The following is an 18,625-nucleotide window of genomic DNA, read 5'->3' as shown; positions in this document are numbered from 1 at the left end:
TCACATTTAATATTTAAAGTTATATTATAACGCTATATTTATTTTTTCGCTTCTTAGTGAGAAATAATCCGAGCACCTTTATTGTGCTCAGAGGTTTTCCGACATACCGCGTTGCCAGCCGCTTTAGCGCTAAAATCAAATGCAGCCTTCCCCCTTGTTAGATCATTCTTTTTAGCTTCGTAGGTATCAATATCGGCTCTGGTTCGGACAATATATCCTTTTTTGACATCATTCCGAATAATATTTCCCTGGGTTAAGGCATTATCTTCAAGAACAAAAGCGGCATAAGGTTTTCCAGGTTCGGAATCCATAAATGCCATTCGCCCTTTAAGCCCCGGATGACCATTCAGATATGCCGCGACGCCGTCACGGCCTGTCGCTGTTGTTAAGAAAAAGATAAATTTTCCACGTGCTTGGCCAAGTGTTGGCCAATTTCCAGCAAAAACTGCATCTTCCAAATTAGGATAGCCGCCTCTCACATCATCGGGGATAATAACTTTGTTTCGACCTAATACATCCACAATAGTTTGATCGATTTCGTTATAAGTTTCATCGGTGAAGGGCGGTATTTTTGAAAAATTTGGGGTTTTAGCTGGGTTACTAGCAAGCTTTAAATGCAAAGGTTGTACCTTGGCTTCGATCATAACAAAAATCGGTATATGACGAGGATGAGACTCTAACCAATTTTTCATCTGAGTAAGACAGATGCGCAATGTTAGACAAGAACTGTGAATATTGACATCTCGTATATAAAAAATCTTTATTTACGCATATAGCTCAATACGTATTTAGCTATATGCGTTGATACGTTTACTTTCTTGTCTTAAGAGACGCTAAACCATGTTGGGCGAGGATAGCAGAAAAGCCTGCCTCGGCCATAGCTTGAATTGTTGTTCCCTCTGCATCCGCCAGCTGACGTAATCGTTGCCAATCGGTGCGGCGAACTTTCACCGTTAAAGCAACGGTGTCACCTGATCCTCTTTTCTTGCGCATCGGAAAGGCTGTTTGATTTTCGATGGTAGAGGTGGGCTCATCTGTCGAAAGATGAGTAACCGCTTTAGGGCGGGAAAAAGCAGCTAGTCCGGTTGGTTTCTTGGCCATAGCAAAAAGCCCTTATTTAAGTATATACGTATATAGCTATATACGTTCTAACGTATTATTAATCCAAGTCCATAAATGATGGATCTCTTCAGCAGCTTTGCCATTGCTTTCAAATTCTGTGACTGCGCATCCAGTGGTGACTGCGCGAGCAAAAGCGCGACGGTCAACAATCTCGGATGGAAAAATAGGAAGATTATAGCTTTCTAAAGCAAGGCGTGTCTCTTCGATCTCTGGAGCACGGAAAGGACAGGCTGACAGAATGAAAGCGCCTCTCGATTTCGATGCCCTAATAATATCCATAATTGCCGGCACAGCCGCTAAGTCAAAAGCGCTTGGTCTAATAGGGACTAGAATAAAATCACTTCGACGGGCGATCTGACTAGCCGTAGGAGCGGCATGAGGCGGTGCATCAATGATAGCCAAGTCTATACCTTCTGCCTCAGCTGCCGAAAGGGCGGCATCCAGATCACTAGCTTGAGCCGTAGCTACGATAGGTGTCGGCTTTTCCCGAGACATCCCCCAAGTTGTTGCACTCTCTTGAGGATCAGCATCAATGATGCAGACTTTCTTGCCGACAGCCTCTGCTGCCACAGCCGTGTGAACCGAAAGGGTTGTCTTACCACTACCGCCCTTTTGACTTAAAAACGTAATAACGTGCATACGTCAATCCTTTTTAACTTAAATACGTATTTAGCTATATACGTCGATACGTATTTTAAGAAATAAGCCTTTATTCTAGGAGTTCTGAATGTGTTCCCGCCCGTACGAAGATCACCATTTCGGGCTGACGGCTGTTGTCTATTCTGTAAATAAGCAGGAAGTCACCCCCTATATGACATTCCCTATAGGCGGCCATTTCACCCTTTAAAGGATGATCTAACCATTCAGCGGACAAGGGTTCATCATTCTCAATCAGGAGCATCATGACTGACTTTAGACGATTAAGATCGTAGCGTCCTGATCGTGATAAGCGCTTCCAGTCCTTTAGGAAGGTTTTGGTATAATCGGAGGATCTCGGTAGAGAAGCACGCTTACTATTTGCTGTGCGCTTCAAGGCCATCGATCAACTCTTTGGAATTAGAAAAACGACTTTGGTGGCTTTTAATAATTTCATCAGCTTCAGACATTGCCAGCCGGGTTTCTGCATTCGGGACACGTAGTTCGAAAGGGAATTTTTGTTCTGCTACGACACGATGTAGGAATAAACGAACAGCTTCGGAAACAGATAAGCCCATAGAGGCAAGGGTAGTGCTTACCTGTTCTTTCAGGTCACCTGCGACCCGAATATGTATCATTGTTTTTGCTGTAGGCATGAGAGGACTCCTATCTTGATTGAGATTGTATCTTAAATAAGATACAAAAACAACAGATCTGATGACGCCTCGTCAGTTAAGCCATATGGTAATTGAAACGGAATAAATGGTTGGAAAAAAATGGATAAAAGCCAGAAATGATGTCGCAATTTTTTATATCGAGTGGCTACAGCGCGCTACTGCTTGATCTAGATCCTAGGATTTTTGGCTAGATACCTCAACCGATAAGCTGCTCATCGTTGGCAGGTGGCTAGCATATCGCACTGTTTCGCAGGAATATGTAGAGAGTTATATAGATCAGATGCGTTCATGAGAGACATCTCGATCACCAACAAACCTCCACTGCAACACGAAGATGTCTCCATTTTGTGTTATTTCCATAACTCCAGAAGATCGCTTTATATCCTATGCAGCAGATCATACGGCTTGCAATGGAGGAAAACTGCTTCAATCCAGAAAGAGCAGATAGATCACGCTTCGTTCGTGGACGTACCAGATATATTGCTATCTTCTACCTCACTTAAATTTTATAATTTTTTTCTATAAAAACTTGTAGACTGGTTAACAGCCTTCCTGAATTTACGATGATAAATCTATATGCAATTAAAAATATTTAGTTATTCAATATTAAACTAAAATGTATTTTAATCTTATTGTTTAGGCTAACATCTAGAATGCGATTTTTTGCTGATGGCCCAGATATACCAGATGACCTTCTTTATGCGCGAGATGAAGGAGAAGTTTTATTCTTCTGTGGAGCTGGGATATCGATGCAAGAGGCAGGAGGGCTAAGCTTTCCTGAGCTAGCAAAACGAGTTATCTCTTCTCTTGGATCATCGGCTTCGAGTCCAGCTCGACAGCTTTTAGAAATTTCTGATAAGATAGAAACCCCACCCGGCGTTGGAGGTATACCTCCCGCTGATAGAATTTTTGCATTATTAGAACAAGAATTTGCGGTAGAAGATATACGATCAGATGTTTCACAGGCAGTAAAACCAAACTCTAATCCTGGCCTTGATCCTCATAAATCTTTATTTAATCTTTCCAAAATGCCGAATGGACGACATCGGCTTATTACAACAAATTTTGATCGATTATTCCAGCTTGCTGCACCAGATATCCCCGAAATTTCACCCCCCGATTTGCCAGATCCCAGAAGAGATGAATGGGAAGGGATTATCCATTTGCATGGTATGGTCAATCCTGACTACTCAGACGCAGCGTCAAAGGAGTTTATACTCTCATCCGCCGACTTTGGACGCGCCTATCTCTCTGATGGATGGGCAACAGCTTTCATGAAGACTCTCGTAGAAAGATATAAGATTGTTTTCGTTGGTTATTCTGCAGATGATCCTCCGATTCAATATTTGCTTGAAGGTTTGAAAGGATCAACAAAAACAAGAGGACTGTATACCTTTCAACAAGGAAAGGAAGATGAAGCCTCCGCTCTCTGGCAGGACAAGGGAGTTACTGCAATTTCTCATCAAGATTTCCCATCTCTGTGGGAATCACTGAAAGCGTGGGGAGAGAGAGCGAATGATCCACATGAGTGGCAGAAATCTATCATTTCAGACAAAGCACTAAAAAAACCTAGGGAGCTTGATCCTTACGAACGAGGACAGGTAGCCCATGTCGTGTCATCAACTTCTGGAGCGAAAAAATTTGCAGGTCATGCAACGCCCCCATCGGCGGAATGGCTATGTGTCTTTGATCCTTTTATTCGATATAGTAATCAAAATTATCTTCATGATTTATTTGAAGAAATACTGGATCCCCTAGCGATCTTTAATAACTTTTGCCTCGATAGTGATCCACGACCTCTTCCTGAGGACAATTCACAAAAACATCTAATACCTTCCAATGTATGGTCAGCATTTGAAGAAACATCTAATAACAAACAGAACTTGTTTATTAGTCTCAGAAATAAAGGAAACAACCTTCCTGCACGACTACAATCATTAGCGTACTGGATTGGCCGCGTAGTGAATCAAAATATCACTGTATGGTGGGCTAGCCGCCAGAACTGGTTACACTCTGAACTTACTAACAATATAACTCACAATATAGATGGAAATATGGAAAGTCCTATCAGACAGGCATGGCATTTACTCTTGTCATCTAAGTCAGATTCATCGGATGAAAATTGTAATTCAAAATTTTGGGAACTATATTATTTTTCTAAAAAGGAAGGCTGGACATCTTGGCTACAGCGCGAATTTGAAAATCTAAAACGACCGCGCATTTCAGTGGGAAGCAAAAGAAAAATACCTCTAGATGATACAAAAAATCATCAAGATCTCGTCTCAGCAAAAGTTATTTATCCAAATCATCCTACTGAAATGAAAATCCCGAAAAAATTCTTAGTTCGTTATATACGCGTAATTCGCAGCTATCTAGAATCAGCCGAAGATCTCGAGATTGACAATCAAGGCTATTTTGATCCTAGACTCCATCCTATCGTTGAATATGACGATCCAGCTAGCATTCCTGATAATGAGGAAGAAAATATATCTTCTTTGATTAGACACTACGCAAATGAATTAAAACAGCTATACGAGCATAATTCAGAGGCAGCGCGCTGTGAATGGAGGAAATGGCCAGATTCAGAGGATAAAATTTTTAGAAATTTATATGTCTGGGTAACAGGTCAAGCAGGACTGACCTCTCAACAAGAGGCCAGTGACATAATTCTGAATTTATCGAATGATGTGTTCTGGGATATCCAAATTCAGCATGACTTGCTTGTATCACTTAATACTCGATGGTCCGAGTTTGATGAAGAAACAAGGGAAAAAATTGAAAATAAAATTTTATCCGGTCCAAAACGATATAAAGGTATCGATGACCAGCAATATAAAGAATATCGAACCTGTCAGATTCTTAACCGTCTTGAATGGCTTAAAAAAGAAAAATTGACGGTCAGCTTCGACTTAGAAACAAAGCGTCTAGAACTGCGTAAAATTACCCCTGAATGGACACCGGAATATGCTCTAGATAATACTTATAGATCAAGTTCACGCGGCGGTTGTGTTGCTACAGACACAGATATTACAGAACTATTTGGAATTCCTATTGATAAAATACTAGAAAAATCTGATGATATTTCAAGAAAATCGCCTGACTTTTTAATAGAAAGGCGCCCCTTTAAAGGATTATCAAAAGAATACCCCGTTAAGGCATTAGCTGCCTTAATTTATGCAGCGAAACGTGGAGAAACCCGTAGGCAATATTGGTCAGAGTTTCTCTGTAACGAAGCACGCCGTACAGATAAACTAAGACTAAAGATACTAATTGTAGAACGGATCTACTCATTATCAGAAGAAGTATTCAATACCAGCATTGATTCTATTGCATCATGGATGGAACAACATGGTCGGGCATTGGCTATAGATGCAAAAAAATCCTACTTAAAATTATGGGAACGAATAGTTAAATCTGTCCTTATCTCTTTTGCAGAATCAGAAACTCTAGTTGTAGATAAAAAACAAGAAAACTGGCTATTTAAATCGATAAACTCTCCTATAGGTAAGATGACAGTATTACTTATTGATGAAATCTTAAATAAGACTATAGATGAGGAATGGCACACACGTGCTAATTGCCTAATATCAGCAAAGAATGATGCGCTTTGTTGTGTTATGGCAATATTTGGCACCAAGCTAGGCCGGATCTATTCTATCGACAAGCAATGGACTGATGAGCATATTATTTCACAGATAGAGCAAAATCCTAATTCTGAATCCTCCAGGGCATTTATTTCATCAGCATGTCAATATACTAGCTGGAACCATGATCTGTTTGCTCGTCTAAAAATAATTTTAACCGATTTAGTATCACAGAAAAATCATAAAAATTATGGCATAGTTATGCGCTTGCTATTTAGAGGATGGATATCATTAAATCAAGAAGGAGACAGGCTAGTTAATAACGAAGAATTACGTGATTTTCTTATAAAAACAGATGATAAAGGGCGCATTACTATAATAAATTCTGTCAAGATATGGGCAAAAGAAAAACAAAAATGGACAGAAGTTATAGAATTTCTTAATAAAGTCTGGCCACGTCAACTTATAACTCGAACCCAAGCTTTATCTGAAGAACTCATTGAAATCGCGCTATTGGCAGATGATAAAATGCCGGACATAGTACAACTGATTTCACCACGATTAACTATTATTAAAAATAGCTTGAAAATTGCTAACTGTTTTTCTCGTTTGGATGACACAATCATACTCAAATTTCCGAAAGAAATTTTTAAGTTACTTCAGGTCATTATCCCATCTGATATACAGGATATATTTTATGGATATAAAATAGGAGAATTAATCGATAAGCTCAGTAATATTGAATGTATAAAATCTGATCCTAAGTTTACCGAGCTTAGAAGAAAAATGAGACCTTAAAAAATTATAATTATAGAATATATAGATAGATAATCTAAAAATTTAGTATTTACTTACAAAATTTTATTATGATTTTCTGTTGAGCTGAAATGAGATAATGATATCAAGGCTTTTTTTAACATACACCGTTTATAATTATAGATACGGTCATTTATATTATATTTGATCTTTCTCAGCTCGAACAAAATTGCATGGTTGAACCTTTTTACCGGCAGCTTCCCACGACTATTCCTGTCTAATTTTCCTCATTTCCTCTTTTTAAGAAGTACCTACTCGTAGCCAGATGAAACACAATCCGAAGAACGAAAAAAAGAGGACATAGCTTTTGAGAAACAAGGAGTATTTTAACAGGAAAACGAGGGAAGCTACCAATGGGCAAGGCTGCATAAAAAGCGCCACCTTAGGTGTTTATCATAATCCTGGGCATGATTGCTGAAGGCGGAGGGGTAACGAAAACGCCCTTGGTAGCAGCATGCCCGACCAGACTACCAACGAACGCCTGCGCATCGGGGCGACCCACAGACCTCCTGGCCTGCACATAAACATGATCCAGCCCCAGCCTGTCTTCGTTGATGACACCATCCACGCCGCCATCACCAGAACGGCCGAGCTGGGTGACTGCATTCTTGTACGATCCGCCATATCCCATAGCGATCAGTAAATCGACGATCAGTTGCTCGAAAAAGGCCGGACTGTTCTGGACGATGCGTTCCAGAAATTCCGCACGAAGGGCCGATTGCACAGCCTGATAGGCCGTCTCAATCTGCTCCTATGGCGTATCAGTTTCGACTGACGGGGCAATGGCAACAGACCCGGCATCGTCGTCAGAAGATTTCTGTCCACTGTAAAATTCGCAGAAGCCTTCATAGTCCTTGAGGTCGCTCACACTGATGCATGCAGGATTGGATGCCAGCAGCGCCCGCCCCGCTTCGGTCGCGATGAAACGCCCCTGCTTTGGACATATAGAACTTTGCCCAATGGATGCGGTTGTGCAACAGGCGTTGCCGCCCGCTGGGCAGCATTTCTTCGCGTTCATCGGGAGTGAGACCAAGTTCATCGGCGATGCGTTCTGCGGCATCGGCCACGCGCTGTTCGCCAACAGCGGCAAGGAGCAAGACAGGCAGCATCAATGGAATGACCATGGGTCAGGCGACCTTTCTGCGACCACGCTTGGCCTTTGGCGCGGCAGCACGTTCTGCCCGGATGCGATCGAGCAAGGCACTGGCGGGTTCGTCGGCCGGGTCTTGTGGCACCAGCTCGCCTTTGAAGGCCTTGGCCAACATGGACTGGTCGAGGTGATCGATCAGCTTGCGGGCGCTAGCAGCATCGGCGGCGAGGCATTCGATCCAAGCAAATGCGGATTCGATGCGGCTAACGATCTCTTCGCGTTGCTCGGCGGCAGGCCAAGGCATCGAGATGCTCTTTAGTGCGGCCTGACTAAGGTTGCGCATTGAGAGTTGATTGCCGGTCGCAGCACCTTCTATAGCTGCACGCCCATCAGGCGAGCGCAAGAACCACATCAGCCATGGCTTGTCACCATCCTCAACGTCCAGTCGCAGCACCTTATCGCTAAGAAATAAGTTTGATGGGCATTCCAACACGATTACCACCGCGCCGACAAGCTCCAGTGTGTTTGCACGCGAAATGAGTAAATCCCCAGCCTTAATTCGTGTATTCTCGGGCGGCGTGAAGCTTTCAGGAAGAGTTTTGCTAGCTCGTGCATCGAAAGTTCCCCAACTTACAGCGCTGACTTTCACGACACCGCTTTCGTGTTCGAAAGGTGGGCGTTCCTCGCAGCGCAGGTTTTTGCCAGCCACAACCGCCCGGATGGTTTCGCCAACCGATATGAGCGGCCAGTCGGCCCTGAAGGCGGCGGAGAGGATGGCCTGTTTGTATTTCTCGACGAGGCGGGGGATGTGATCGAGATGGTCGCGTGCACGTCTGGATTTGCCGGTGAGGCTGTCGATCTTCGCCACAATCCTCCGTTGTTCAGGCAGAGGGGGGAGGTTGATCGTTCGCTCAAAAGTAGCACGTACCTTCACAAAGGGCTGCGCCGATCCGCCCTTTTCCCAAAAGTTTTCGTCATTCAGGAGTAGAAATAGAAATTCCGTCTCAACCACTTGGGGCTCTGGCCAAACAATGTGCGTGTTTGCGATCGCGCTCCACTGACCTTTAGCGCGAAATGCCTTGCCGCAACGCGCACCGACTGCGGACACAATGATGGCATCGCCTTCATATTCAAAAGCATCTCGCCAGACATCTGGACCGCTAGCGCTGAAAGCCGGGTAAAGGCCATTGCTCTCTTGGCTTTCAAGCTTCCCTTTGACGAGCTTACTATTACCCGATCGCTGATTTGTAATGTCAGCAAATGTTGTTTGAATCCATCCTTGTGGCAAGTTGCTCATTCTGCTTCCTCCACAGAAGCAGCCTCTTCGACGCTATCTGGTTCCAATTCGTCTGACAGCGTCTCGATCTCATCCAGCGCCGCTTTCAGATGGCCGATGATTGCAGCGGCGATGTCTTCTGGTTCAGTCAGCGTTTTTTCAGCTTCTACCTCGGTATCACGCAGCCAACTGATGTCGAGATTATCGTTGCGCTCGGCGATGGCTGCACGGTCGAACTTGCGCCAACGGCTGTCCTCTCCGCCATCTCGCCGCTTGGCTCCGCCATTGGCTTCCGCACCATATGCCTTCTCAAAATCCGCAAAGTCGGCAACGGTTAACGGGCGGGTCTTGCCAAAAGCGGGCATGTTCGCCCGCATGTCATAGAACCAGACCGCCTTGGTGTTACCCTTGTCGCTCTTGCCACGCTGGAAGAACAGCACGTTAGTCTTGACCCCTTGTGCGTAGAAAATGCCAGTCGGCAGGCGCAGGATGGTGTGCATGTCGCACAGATCCATCAGCCAAGTACGCAGGCGGCGGCCAGTATTATCCTCAAACAGCACGTTGTCTGGAATGACCACAGCGGCACGCCCGCCGGGGCTCAATGCGCGCACGATATGCTCGACGAAGGCGAGTTGCTTATTCGACGTATCCGCTGTGATCGAGAAATCGGAACGGGTTGGACGTCCCCCGCCTTTCTTCGTGCCGAAGGGCGGATTGGTCAGGATCAGATTGGCCTTGGGAAGCGCCTCGCCATCAGGTGAGAGCGTGTCGATATTCTCCACGCCGCCTTCAATGCCGTGCAGCAGCAGATTCATCATGCTCAGGCGGTGGGTGTCTGGCACCAATTCCGCACCACAGAAGGCGTTATGCCGTTGGAAGGAAGCCTGTTCCTTAGTCAATGTGTAAAGATCGTCGGTATGGTCCTTGATGTAACGATCAGCTGCGACGAGGAAACCCGCTGTGCCCGCTGCCGGGTCTTGAATCACTTCCCCCGCCTGAGGCCGCATCAGGCGCACAATACAGTCGATCAGAGGACGGGGTGTGAAATATTGTCCAGCACCGGATTTCTTGTCAGATGCGTTCTTTTCCAACAGGCCTTCATAAAGATTGCCTAACCCTTCTTCACGGGCAGAAAACCAATCGAGCTGATCGATGTTGGAAGTCAGGGCCTTGAGGTTAGTCGGCTTGCGCAGCCGAGTTTGGGCGTCGATGAAAATGGCGCTGACCAATTTGTCCTTTGCTTTGCCAAGTTCAAGCAACATCGCCTTGTAATAGTCGAGTTGATCCAGGCCTTCACGTTTGGCAAGTAGGCTCCAGCGCCACTCTTCCGGCAGGCGCGCCTCCTTCTCGGTTTCCTCCAGCATCTTGAGGAACAGCAGGTAGGTTAGCTCCGTCACATATTCATTGTAAGTGACGCCATCATCACGCAGGACGTTACAGAGGCTCCAGAGCTTGGCGACGATATCGGTAGTAGTGCTCATTTACGCGATCTTCTTCCACAATTCTTCATTGATCCCGGCGAGGATATTTTCCAGCTCCCCGCCGAATACCTTATTCAGGCGATTGAAGCCGCCATCGGAGATAAATGGCTCTTTATCGATGGCCGCTCGGTCTACGACAATTTCTTTTTCAATCTGTTCGCCGATCCGCTTGAGCCAGCGCTTCTGCGGGTCGGTCCATGCGCGGCTCGCCATGATCGCACACATAGCTTCCCGCACGCGATCTTCATAGGGAACGAGAGCGTCTCCCAGCGCGGCCTGACGGACAAAGCCAATGACGGACGCGGCTATTTCCTCATTACGCGCATCCGCCCAAGCACGACGCAGGTTGGCGTCGGAAAATCCCTTGGAATCCAGAGCTAGGCGCAATTCCTTCAAATCGGCGCGGGTCAGATCGCGGGGGCGCTGCACGACAAGTTTCAGCGCAGCAATAGTGTTGATATTGTCGCGCACGAAAGCGGTGAAGCTGTCTAGAAAATCCTCAGGCTTGGTGGCGCTGCCATAACCACGCGATACAGCAACGACTTGGTCCGCATGGTGAGAAATCGGAACATAGTGGGGATTATCATCACCATCCTTCCAGTCGAGAATGGAGCCAATCGCGACACGATCCTTCAGCCATGCAGCAAGGCCCGGTGCATCACCGGCCATAACCCTCTGCAACGTCGCCTCCGGTGCTTCCCCCGCGATGGCCTCAAACTGATGCTTTGCTTCCTCGGTCAGCTTCTTGATCTGGCGACGTAGCTTGACAGCAATTTGTTCTCGAATAACCTCACGCTGCTCATCGTTCTGCGCTGCCATCATTTCCTGAACAAGCTGAGTGAAACTAATCGATGGATTAACGACGACGGGCTTCATGTCGGTCACGTTCTGAAGATGAGGATAAAGATCAACCGCATCAAAAATCCGGAAAACCTCCTTATTTATTTCCGGACACAGGCGCGTCGCACGTCCGATCATCTGTTCATATAGGATACGACTGTTCACGCGACGCAGGAACACAAGGTTGGTGATTTTTGGTACATCAATGCCTGTGGTAAGCAAATCGACCGTTACAACGATTTGCGGAGTGGCATCGTTACGGAACGAACGGATCAAGTTTTTTACCTTGTCCACGCTGCCGGTAATTTTCTTCACCGCAGCATCATCAATTTCACCATATTGCTCTGCAAAAGCCTTCTTTATAGCGCTCACCACCATGTCTGCATGGGCATCGGTCGCCGCGAAAATAAGCGTCTTACCCTGAAGTGCCGGATCAATATGCTGCGCCAACTCCTCTGCAACAGCGCGATTGAACTCCGGAGTAATAACCTGCCTGTTGAATGCCTCAACTTCAAAACTGATTTCGTCGGGCGCGTTGACCAGATCGACCTCGCCAGTCTGGGTATTGAGCTGCTCAAGCTCTTCATCCTTCTCGAACTTAATGCCTGCCCGCGCCAGAGCTGTTTCGATACGGATAGGTGGTTCGTGATCGACTAGGAAACCATCAACTACTGCCTCGCGATAGGAATATGTGAAGACCGGATCACCAAAAATATCAGTGGTATGCAGCGCAGGTGTCGCAGTCAGGCCAATCTTAACCGCATCAAAATAGTCCAGCACACGCCGATATTTGGAGATATAATCATCTTGCCCCCGAAAGCTCAGCTCAGCATCAGACATTTCACGATCAAGCAGATAACCACGATGGCATTCATCGATGACCATCAAGTCATATTGGTCGACAGGCGGTGTAGACGCAGCATCAGCAGCAAACAGCACACGCTTCACTAAGCCTTGAATCGTGCAGATATGGACTTTGGTTTCTATATCTGGCGTCACATCTCCCAGCCCTTTAAGGCCAAAAATTTCCGCGAATGTCTTTCCGGATACGACTTTGGTCGTCGAAAACTCTCCCTCTGTCTGATCGCCAAGAGCACTGCGGTCTACTACAAAGCAGATGCGCCGGAACCGCTTGGCCGAGAGCAAGCGGTATAGCATGGCGATAGCGAGTTTAGTCTTTCCGGTGCCGGTTGCCATTGCGATCAAGACGGCGCGTTGTTCCGCAGATAGCGCGGATTCAACTGAGCGAATCGCACTTTCCTGATAATGCCGCAGCGGAAAACCGAATTCGAATGGCTGCGCCTTCAGGGCAGCGTTGGCCGCATCCTGATCGACTTCAAGCTGACCGGTAAGGCCTTCTGGCGTCGGCCAGTCTACCAATGCACGGCGATGGTTTGCGGCACGGCGGGTATCACGGAACCAGATCCCGCTCTCTGTCTCAATCTGCTTGAGGTAGGATCTGCCGTTCGCGCTGAACACAAATGGTACTTTGTAATCACCCCAAGGACCACCTGCATAACTAAAATCGGCATTGTCCTTAATGGCGATTGAATAGCGCTCAGCCTGATCAATCGCTGCGGACACGTTTTTCCGTTTCCGCTTTGCCTCAACAACGCCGACCAACGTAGAACCAACGAACAAGGCGTAATCAGCAGGCCCTTTTGCGGTCGGCCATTCAGCGATAGCGAGATTACGGCCTTTGGCTGGGCGAATACCTTTGCTGTATCGAAGATCTTGGGTATCGACTTCCCATCCGCAGTCGCGCAGTTGCTGATCTATGAGGGCGCGGGTTTCTGCCTCGTCGAGGTCAATTTTTACCGCAGCTTTTTTACCCTGCTCCACCAATTGAGCAGCCTCGGCACGAGGACTGGTTTCCGCTTCGGCTTGGAGAGCAGTGAGCTTGCTTGTGACCTCGGCCTTTTCGGCATCAATATCCTGAGCAATCTTCTCCCAGGCGGCACGCTCCTCGGCCTCTCGCAGTAGCCTTTCTTCTACTGCTTCGCGCGCCTGAGCCTGTTCTTCAGCTTCAAGACGAGCGCGAGCAGCATCACCTTCAGTATCTGCTACTTTCTGCCTAAGTGTTTCAATCTCTTCGCGCAGAGCAACCATCGCATCGATGGGCTTTCGCGGTGGCACGAAAGCACCGGACTTAAAATTGGGTGCTCGATCATAAGTCCGATGAAACCAGATACTGAGAGACCAAGCGAATTTTAGCGCGGCAAGAGCGGTGGAATGATCGCCCTTTGCTTCATGTATAGCGCTGTTTCCGGCCTTCCGAAGAGTATGAAAAATATCAGAGACCTCCTTCGGTATCAGGCGGTCATATGATAAGCGACGCAGAGTTTCTTCAAATGTTTCACGCTCATCACGATAAACAGCGTGATGAGCAGCGACTAACTTGGCCATCAACTCAGCAAACTGGCGTAGCTTGACGATCACAGTAGAGGGATCGCTAGGGAAATAGTGCTCTGCAAGAGCTGCAAGGGTTACTAATTGCTTATTGTGCGGCCCTAAAAACCCAAAATTCAAAGTATCCACTATTCCCCCAGTCCATTAGACAAGTGGCTATGCGCAGCAAAGGCCATGGGTATCACCGTCTTCCATGAAGCCCGCGCTTAATTGATCCGCTGTTTTATTAACCATAATCCAGACGTTAAAAGTTGATGGGAACTTTAATAGGGTAATTAGGATTACGATAGCCCAACATGAGAATTTTCGACGCATCTATCAACCATTATTTTTTAGATATTTACTTCGAGAAATCAAATCGCAATATTGCATATCCGAGATGAAGGCCGAAGCAGGCTTATTTTTGAACAAATTTCAGCATGATACTTCCCAGATTGTTTAACCAACGATATAGGAAATTCAGTAACCAGAAGACAGCACGTCGCATTCTTTTTGCTGTTTCAAAGGGTTAGGAAAGTGTCACTGTGGGTTGATGCGGGTTCGAGTCCCGCAGTTCGCACCACAGACACTTGAAATGGCACGATTTTTCGGCTGAATGAGGGGCAAAGGCTGTCTTTGCTCCATCGTCATTCCCCACTGAGGGAAGATTTTATGCCCCGTATCCGAGGCACCACTTACCACTTTCGCCGTATCGTTCCCCCTACCCTGCGAGCCGCCTTAAGCCGACGGGAAATCTGGGTTTCCCTGAAAACCGGCTACCATGCAAAAAGGCATCACTCCTTACAGAATTATTCTCCCAGCCCTATCTTGTCCTCTCTGAACCGGATGCTTTAAGCAGGCTTGAAGGATGCGGGATTTGCAGAGCGTGAACCTGCCTTCATCTGCTCAGGAAACGGGGTCCTTGCCAGTTGCAGCATCGATCCCCAAACCCCGGACAGTGAAGAAAACGGCCAAACCAACCTTTAATGCTCTCCGGTGCGCTGAAACGCTTCGTGCTGGATAATCCCTATGCCAGCGCCGACACCAAGAAAGCAATACAACGGGCGGGAGAGTTGTTTTTACAAACTTTCAGAGACGCTCTTGTATCTATTATTGGTGGCGAGAAGGCCGGAGCGTTTCGAGACCTCCTGTTTTCCCTTCCGGCCTCACTGGGAAAGCGCAAGAGCAGCCTTACACTTGAGGAAGATGCTCAGAGAGCCAGAGAGGAAGGTCTGCCCACCCTGAGCGAGAAAAGCGTCAAGAACCACATGATGCGCCTCTCTGCCCTGTGGAATCAGTTATACCAGCGGGAACTGGTCACACGCAATCCGTGGACAGGCTGGAGTTTTGAGAATGGGCAAAAGACCATACGCAGAAGCTGGACTGCCAGAGAACTGGCTTTGCTAGCCTCTGCCTCATGGCATAGCACGTCCGTGCCAGAACAGACCTTCCGGCTGGTCACACTGATTGCAGCTTATAGCGGAATGCGATTGGGCGAGATTTACGTCTTGCGCAAAGAAGACCTTCAGAGTGTTGACGGTATCCCTTGCTTTCTTATCCGCCCCCATACCGAAACCGGCTGGGCACCCAAGACTGACGCAGGCACCCGCATTGTGCCAGTCCATTCAAAACTGATTGAAGCTGGTGTGCTGGTACTGAAAGAGACCACGAATGTCCCTTACCTCATTTCCGGTATTGAGACCTCGAAACAAGGTATCAGGGGAGCAGCCCTTGGCAGAGCTTTCTCATTGTTCAAGACCCATATCGGCCTGCCAGCAGAAATCACGTTTCATTCTCCGGCACACCGTCTCCACACAACTCAGAAACGCAGATGCCAACATCCGGGAAGTATGGATAGACCGCCTGCTGGGTCATGAAGCTACCCACAAAAGTCAGGGTACCACAACCTATTTGACCAGCATATCAACAGCCAACTTGCTGCAAACCATAGAAGCAATAAGCCACCCAGACACAGCCTTTGCAAACATGACGATTTAAAAGGGAGCCAGCAGTGTTGAATGGCTACCCATTCAACATCTGGCAAGGGGGAGTTCCACCCCCGTTGCCCCACAAACAAAGAATTAAAGCTGACTTTAATGACCGCTTCCGCCTCATATCGGTCATCCAGGCGGTTGGGAAAGTTTCCCGAAAGCTGACATGAATTATTCGACGCTCTGCCGGAAAAGGCGGATAGCGGACGAGGCGCGCCAGAATCGGATGAGAACTACGTCTACGCCATAGCCCTCTTCAGCCCGCCTTCGGTAATTGGCTGCCGTCGCGATAGTCTGAGTTTCGGGAAAACATATGGCTAACTAGGCGTCAGCACCATTCCTTAGCCAAGTCTGAGAGCTCTCGCTCAGCATATTTTAGAACTGTGGCTCCGCTAACCTGCATGAGCGATGTCTCGCGGTCGTCGGATACGATGGCGACCGGTCGGCGCTCAACGACCGTCCAGACGTTCTCGTGCAGGGGGTCCCCCAACTTCGCGCGTCTGCACGCGAAGAGGAGACAATCCTCTTCCACGATGTCGAGAATATCCTCGTGGAAGTTCAGATGAGAGCCGTGATGCGGAAGCATCAGTGCGCCGATGCGGCTCTTTAACGGCTTGTAAAAAGTGCACCAGTCGTTGCGCCTGCCGACCTGCGCAAGCTTCGCATCGCCCGTTAGCAACCAGCCGGGACCAGCCTCGTGTCTTTTCTGGCCTGCCCGCAATGGCTTGCGGCTAAAATAGACCTCATCCCGGAACGGCCCGACGTAGAGCGACATGGATACTGCATTCGCGTCGCCCAGTTCGTGCTCTTTGTAGGTAGCTTTAACCTTGGTCGGAAAGTCTGTCTCTTCCATCTTGCGATGGAAGGCAGCTATCATGCTTTCGTCCTCTCGGCGCTCGATCAGTCCGTCAAACGCCGCTCTGAACGCGTCACGCGCACTCTGCTTAGCCGACGTTACATACGGGAGGAAACACCAATCCCCGAACCGGCGACCGAAATGCGTCACCATCCAACCCGAACCAGAGTCGACCACACTGTGATCATCCGCGGCGTTGACCGCATCGTCACTCTGACGAACAAGTACAGGCTTCGCACCTTCGACGTCCTCTGATAACTCAGGCCCGTCGCCGGGGCCGTAACTCAGAAGCATGGCCCCATCAAAGCCCGGTCCCCCCGGGCGAACCTGTATCACCGACTTCGCACCAAACTCAGTCAGCCAAGCGACCGGGTCGAACAGCGCCTGGGTCAGTCCCGGCGCCACGCTAGCCCCCGCTTCCTCGCGGTCCGCTATTTCGCCAGCGAGAATTATCGCACGCTGGAGATCGTCAAGATACGGGATCACGACCGTGTCGACCTCCAGCGCAGACATCAGCTGCACGATCCCGGAGATATGATCTCGATCGAAGTGCGAAATGAACAAGAGGTCGATGCGCCGCTTCGCGTCGCCTGGCTCGCCCGCCAAAATGCCGATCTCCTCTGAGAGTCTCTGCTGTCCCTCGGTTCGTGAAGCGCCACAGTCGTAAACCCAACGGAGGCGCGCACTGCCACGTCCCATCGCACCGGTGTGGAATCCCCCGTGCCCGACGCTATGCTGGCGCATAACGACGAGCGGGGTAAATGCCAACTCCACCAGCGGGGAAAGTATCAAGTCGCCGCGCTCTTCCAAAGCGGCCACCAGTTCTTCGCCCGCTTCGGGATTGTCTGAGTGCCGTTCGAACTCCCTCATGAACTGAATCCCGTCGGCTCCATGCGACCAGTTGTTGCCTTGCTTAGATAGCGCAATGAAATCTTCGGCAAGGGCAGCAATCGACTTTCGTGAGTTCGAGATCACCTGTCATTTTTCCCTTCGACTAAATTGATTCTGCGTTGCGCCCGGTCGGTTCGTGCGAGCCGAGTGACATACTCCAGTATAAGCTGTTGCTCACATCAACACATCTAAATGTCTTAAAGGTGGTCGAAAGCTGCCGTACTGCCGGCTCGGGTAAGCAGTTATCAAGCAATAGCATGAAACTTGCTATACTGCACGAGATATGCGGTGATCGGCGGCAATATCGGGTTATGGAGAGCAATCGGCGGACTAGGTAGGTTCGAACACTCAAACTGAATCAATTGGCTGGTGCTTGGCTGTTTTATGAGTAAATGTCCTATTTTATCGATCGCCCTACACAAAGTCGACCTTCCGTTCTTCCCTCCCATTCTGACATCAAGAGAGGGTCCACGGGGGAGAGCTTTGCTCTACCCCTGACCGGTTTGCAAACCACCGCGACACAACATGTCCGCTGGTTTGGACGCATGGCTGCCCTCTTTTTTTGAACGAGCCAGCTTCACGCCCAACATGGCCTCTTCTCTCTTTTGGCTTGACGCACCCAGAGTGTTTAACCAGAATTGAAGGCAGAAAATTCAACCAGAAGACCGCGTGTCATTATCCGCTGTCTTTTCAAGGTGTTGTGCGACTGAGCCTGCGGGGAAGTGAGGGTTCGAGTCCCTCAGATTTTTGCGCTATATCCTTGAAAAGACGCCACAAAACCGGATTGTGATAGGTGAACGGGACTTTCCCAGTTGCCTTCCCAGTCTGGGAACTCACATGCTGCATCTTATCGGCTCTCATTACCATTTCCGCCGTGCCGTCCCGGTCGCCCTGCAAGCCTGTCTTGGCAAAACGGAAATCTCCCTCTCCCTGCAAACCAAAAGCAAGTTTCCGGATCGACATAGAGCAGCGGCTCT

General features: G+C 48.2%; 14 protein-coding genes. 3 read left to right on the top strand and 11 right to left on the bottom strand.

Annotated elements, in window-relative coordinates; all coding sequences use genetic code 11:
* Positions 1-53: 53 nt before the first annotated feature.
* The 5 genes from ZMOB_RS09300 to ZMOB_RS09280 all read right to left on the bottom strand — a co-directional run bounded on the left by ZMOB_RS09300 (position 54) and on the right by ZMOB_RS09280 (position 2,414).
* Positions 54-713, bottom strand: a complete 660-nt coding sequence (locus ZMOB_RS09300; protein WP_252507336.1) for a phosphatidylinositol-specific phospholipase C domain-containing protein — start codon at positions 711-713, stop codon at positions 54-56.
* Between the two features lie 97 nt (positions 714-810).
* A complete protein-coding gene (locus tag ZMOB_RS09295) occupies positions 811-1,101 on the bottom strand; it encodes a hypothetical protein (RefSeq protein ID WP_014466449.1) in 291 nt (96 codons plus the stop codon).
* Positions 1,102-1,137: 36 nt separating this feature from the next.
* Positions 1,138-1,761 carry a ParA family partition ATPase gene (gene parA / locus ZMOB_RS09290; RefSeq protein ID WP_014466448.1) on the bottom strand — a complete coding sequence of 208 codons (624 nt, stop codon included), beginning with the start codon at positions 1,759-1,761 and terminating at the stop codon, positions 1,138-1,140.
* A 70-nt stretch (positions 1,762-1,831) separates the two neighbouring features.
* Positions 1,832-2,161 (bottom strand): type II toxin-antitoxin system YafQ family toxin, encoded by a 330-nt coding sequence (locus tag ZMOB_RS09285; protein ID WP_014466447.1) that lies wholly within the window; start codon positions 2,159-2,161, stop codon positions 1,832-1,834.
* Positions 2,136-2,414, bottom strand: coding sequence for a type II toxin-antitoxin system RelB/DinJ family antitoxin (locus ZMOB_RS09280; protein ID WP_014466446.1), 279 nt, complete (start codon positions 2,412-2,414; stop codon positions 2,136-2,138). Before ZMOB_RS09280 ends, ZMOB_RS09285 begins: the two co-directional genes overlap by 26 nt.
* Positions 2,415-3,088: 674 nt before the next feature.
* On the opposite strand from ZMOB_RS09280, the gene ZMOB_RS09275 reads away from it, so the two are divergent.
* Entirely contained in the window at positions 3,089-6,817 is a 3,729-nt protein-coding gene (locus ZMOB_RS09275) for an SIR2 family protein (RefSeq protein WP_014466445.1), read from the top strand.
* Positions 6,818-7,217: 400 nt separating this feature from the next.
* Here the strand turns inward: ZMOB_RS09275 and ZMOB_RS10455 are convergent, their stop codons facing one another.
* From ZMOB_RS10455 to hsdR, 5 genes are all read right to left on the bottom strand, one after another.
* On the bottom strand, positions 7,218-7,559 hold the full coding sequence (locus ZMOB_RS10455; RefSeq protein WP_049779056.1) for a restriction endonuclease: 342 nt from the start codon (positions 7,557-7,559) through the stop codon (positions 7,218-7,220).
* Between the two features lie 121 nt (positions 7,560-7,680).
* The gene (locus ZMOB_RS10450; protein ID WP_049779055.1) at positions 7,681-7,959 is read right to left on the bottom strand and encodes a winged helix-turn-helix domain-containing protein; all 279 of its coding nucleotides are present in this window, start codon (positions 7,957-7,959) and stop codon (positions 7,681-7,683) included.
* A 3-nt stretch (positions 7,960-7,962) separates the two neighbouring features.
* Positions 7,963-9,222, bottom strand: coding sequence for a restriction endonuclease subunit S (locus ZMOB_RS09265; protein WP_014466444.1), 1,260 nt, complete (start codon positions 9,220-9,222; stop codon positions 7,963-7,965).
* Positions 9,219-10,682: a class I SAM-dependent DNA methyltransferase gene (locus tag ZMOB_RS09260; RefSeq protein ID WP_014466443.1), complete on the bottom strand. Its 1,464-nt coding sequence runs from the start codon at positions 10,680-10,682 to the stop codon at positions 9,219-9,221. Before ZMOB_RS09260 ends, ZMOB_RS09265 begins: the two co-directional genes overlap by 4 nt.
* Complete coding sequence (gene hsdR, locus ZMOB_RS09255; RefSeq protein WP_014466442.1) at positions 10,683-14,060, bottom strand: type I restriction-modification system endonuclease; 3,378 nt, start codon at positions 14,058-14,060, stop codon at positions 10,683-10,685.
* Positions 14,061-14,582: 522 nt separating this feature from the next.
* Between hsdR and ZMOB_RS10255 the strand changes: the two genes are divergently transcribed.
* Positions 14,583-14,765 carry a DUF6538 domain-containing protein gene (locus tag ZMOB_RS10255; RefSeq protein ID WP_167535093.1) on the top strand — a complete coding sequence of 61 codons (183 nt, stop codon included), beginning with the start codon at positions 14,583-14,585 and terminating at the stop codon, positions 14,763-14,765.
* A gap of 218 nt (positions 14,766-14,983) precedes the next feature.
* The gene (locus ZMOB_RS10445; RefSeq protein WP_221624882.1) at positions 14,984-15,787 is read left to right on the top strand and encodes a site-specific integrase; all 804 of its coding nucleotides are present in this window, start codon (positions 14,984-14,986) and stop codon (positions 15,785-15,787) included.
* Between the two features lie 442 nt (positions 15,788-16,229).
* On the opposite strand, the gene ZMOB_RS09245 is transcribed toward ZMOB_RS10445, so the two are convergent.
* Positions 16,230-17,732, bottom strand: a complete 1,503-nt coding sequence (locus ZMOB_RS09245; protein WP_041573468.1) for a ComEC/Rec2 family competence protein — start codon at positions 17,730-17,732, stop codon at positions 16,230-16,232.
* Between the last annotated feature and the right edge of the window lie 893 nt (positions 17,733-18,625).

This window comes from Zymomonas mobilis subsp. mobilis ATCC 10988, from assembly GCF_000175255.2.
GTDB classification, from domain to species: domain Bacteria; phylum Pseudomonadota; class Alphaproteobacteria; order Sphingomonadales; family Sphingomonadaceae; genus Zymomonas; species Zymomonas mobilis.
Note: the sequence above shows the minus strand (reverse complement) of the source record. Positions and strands in the feature narration are given on the sequence as shown.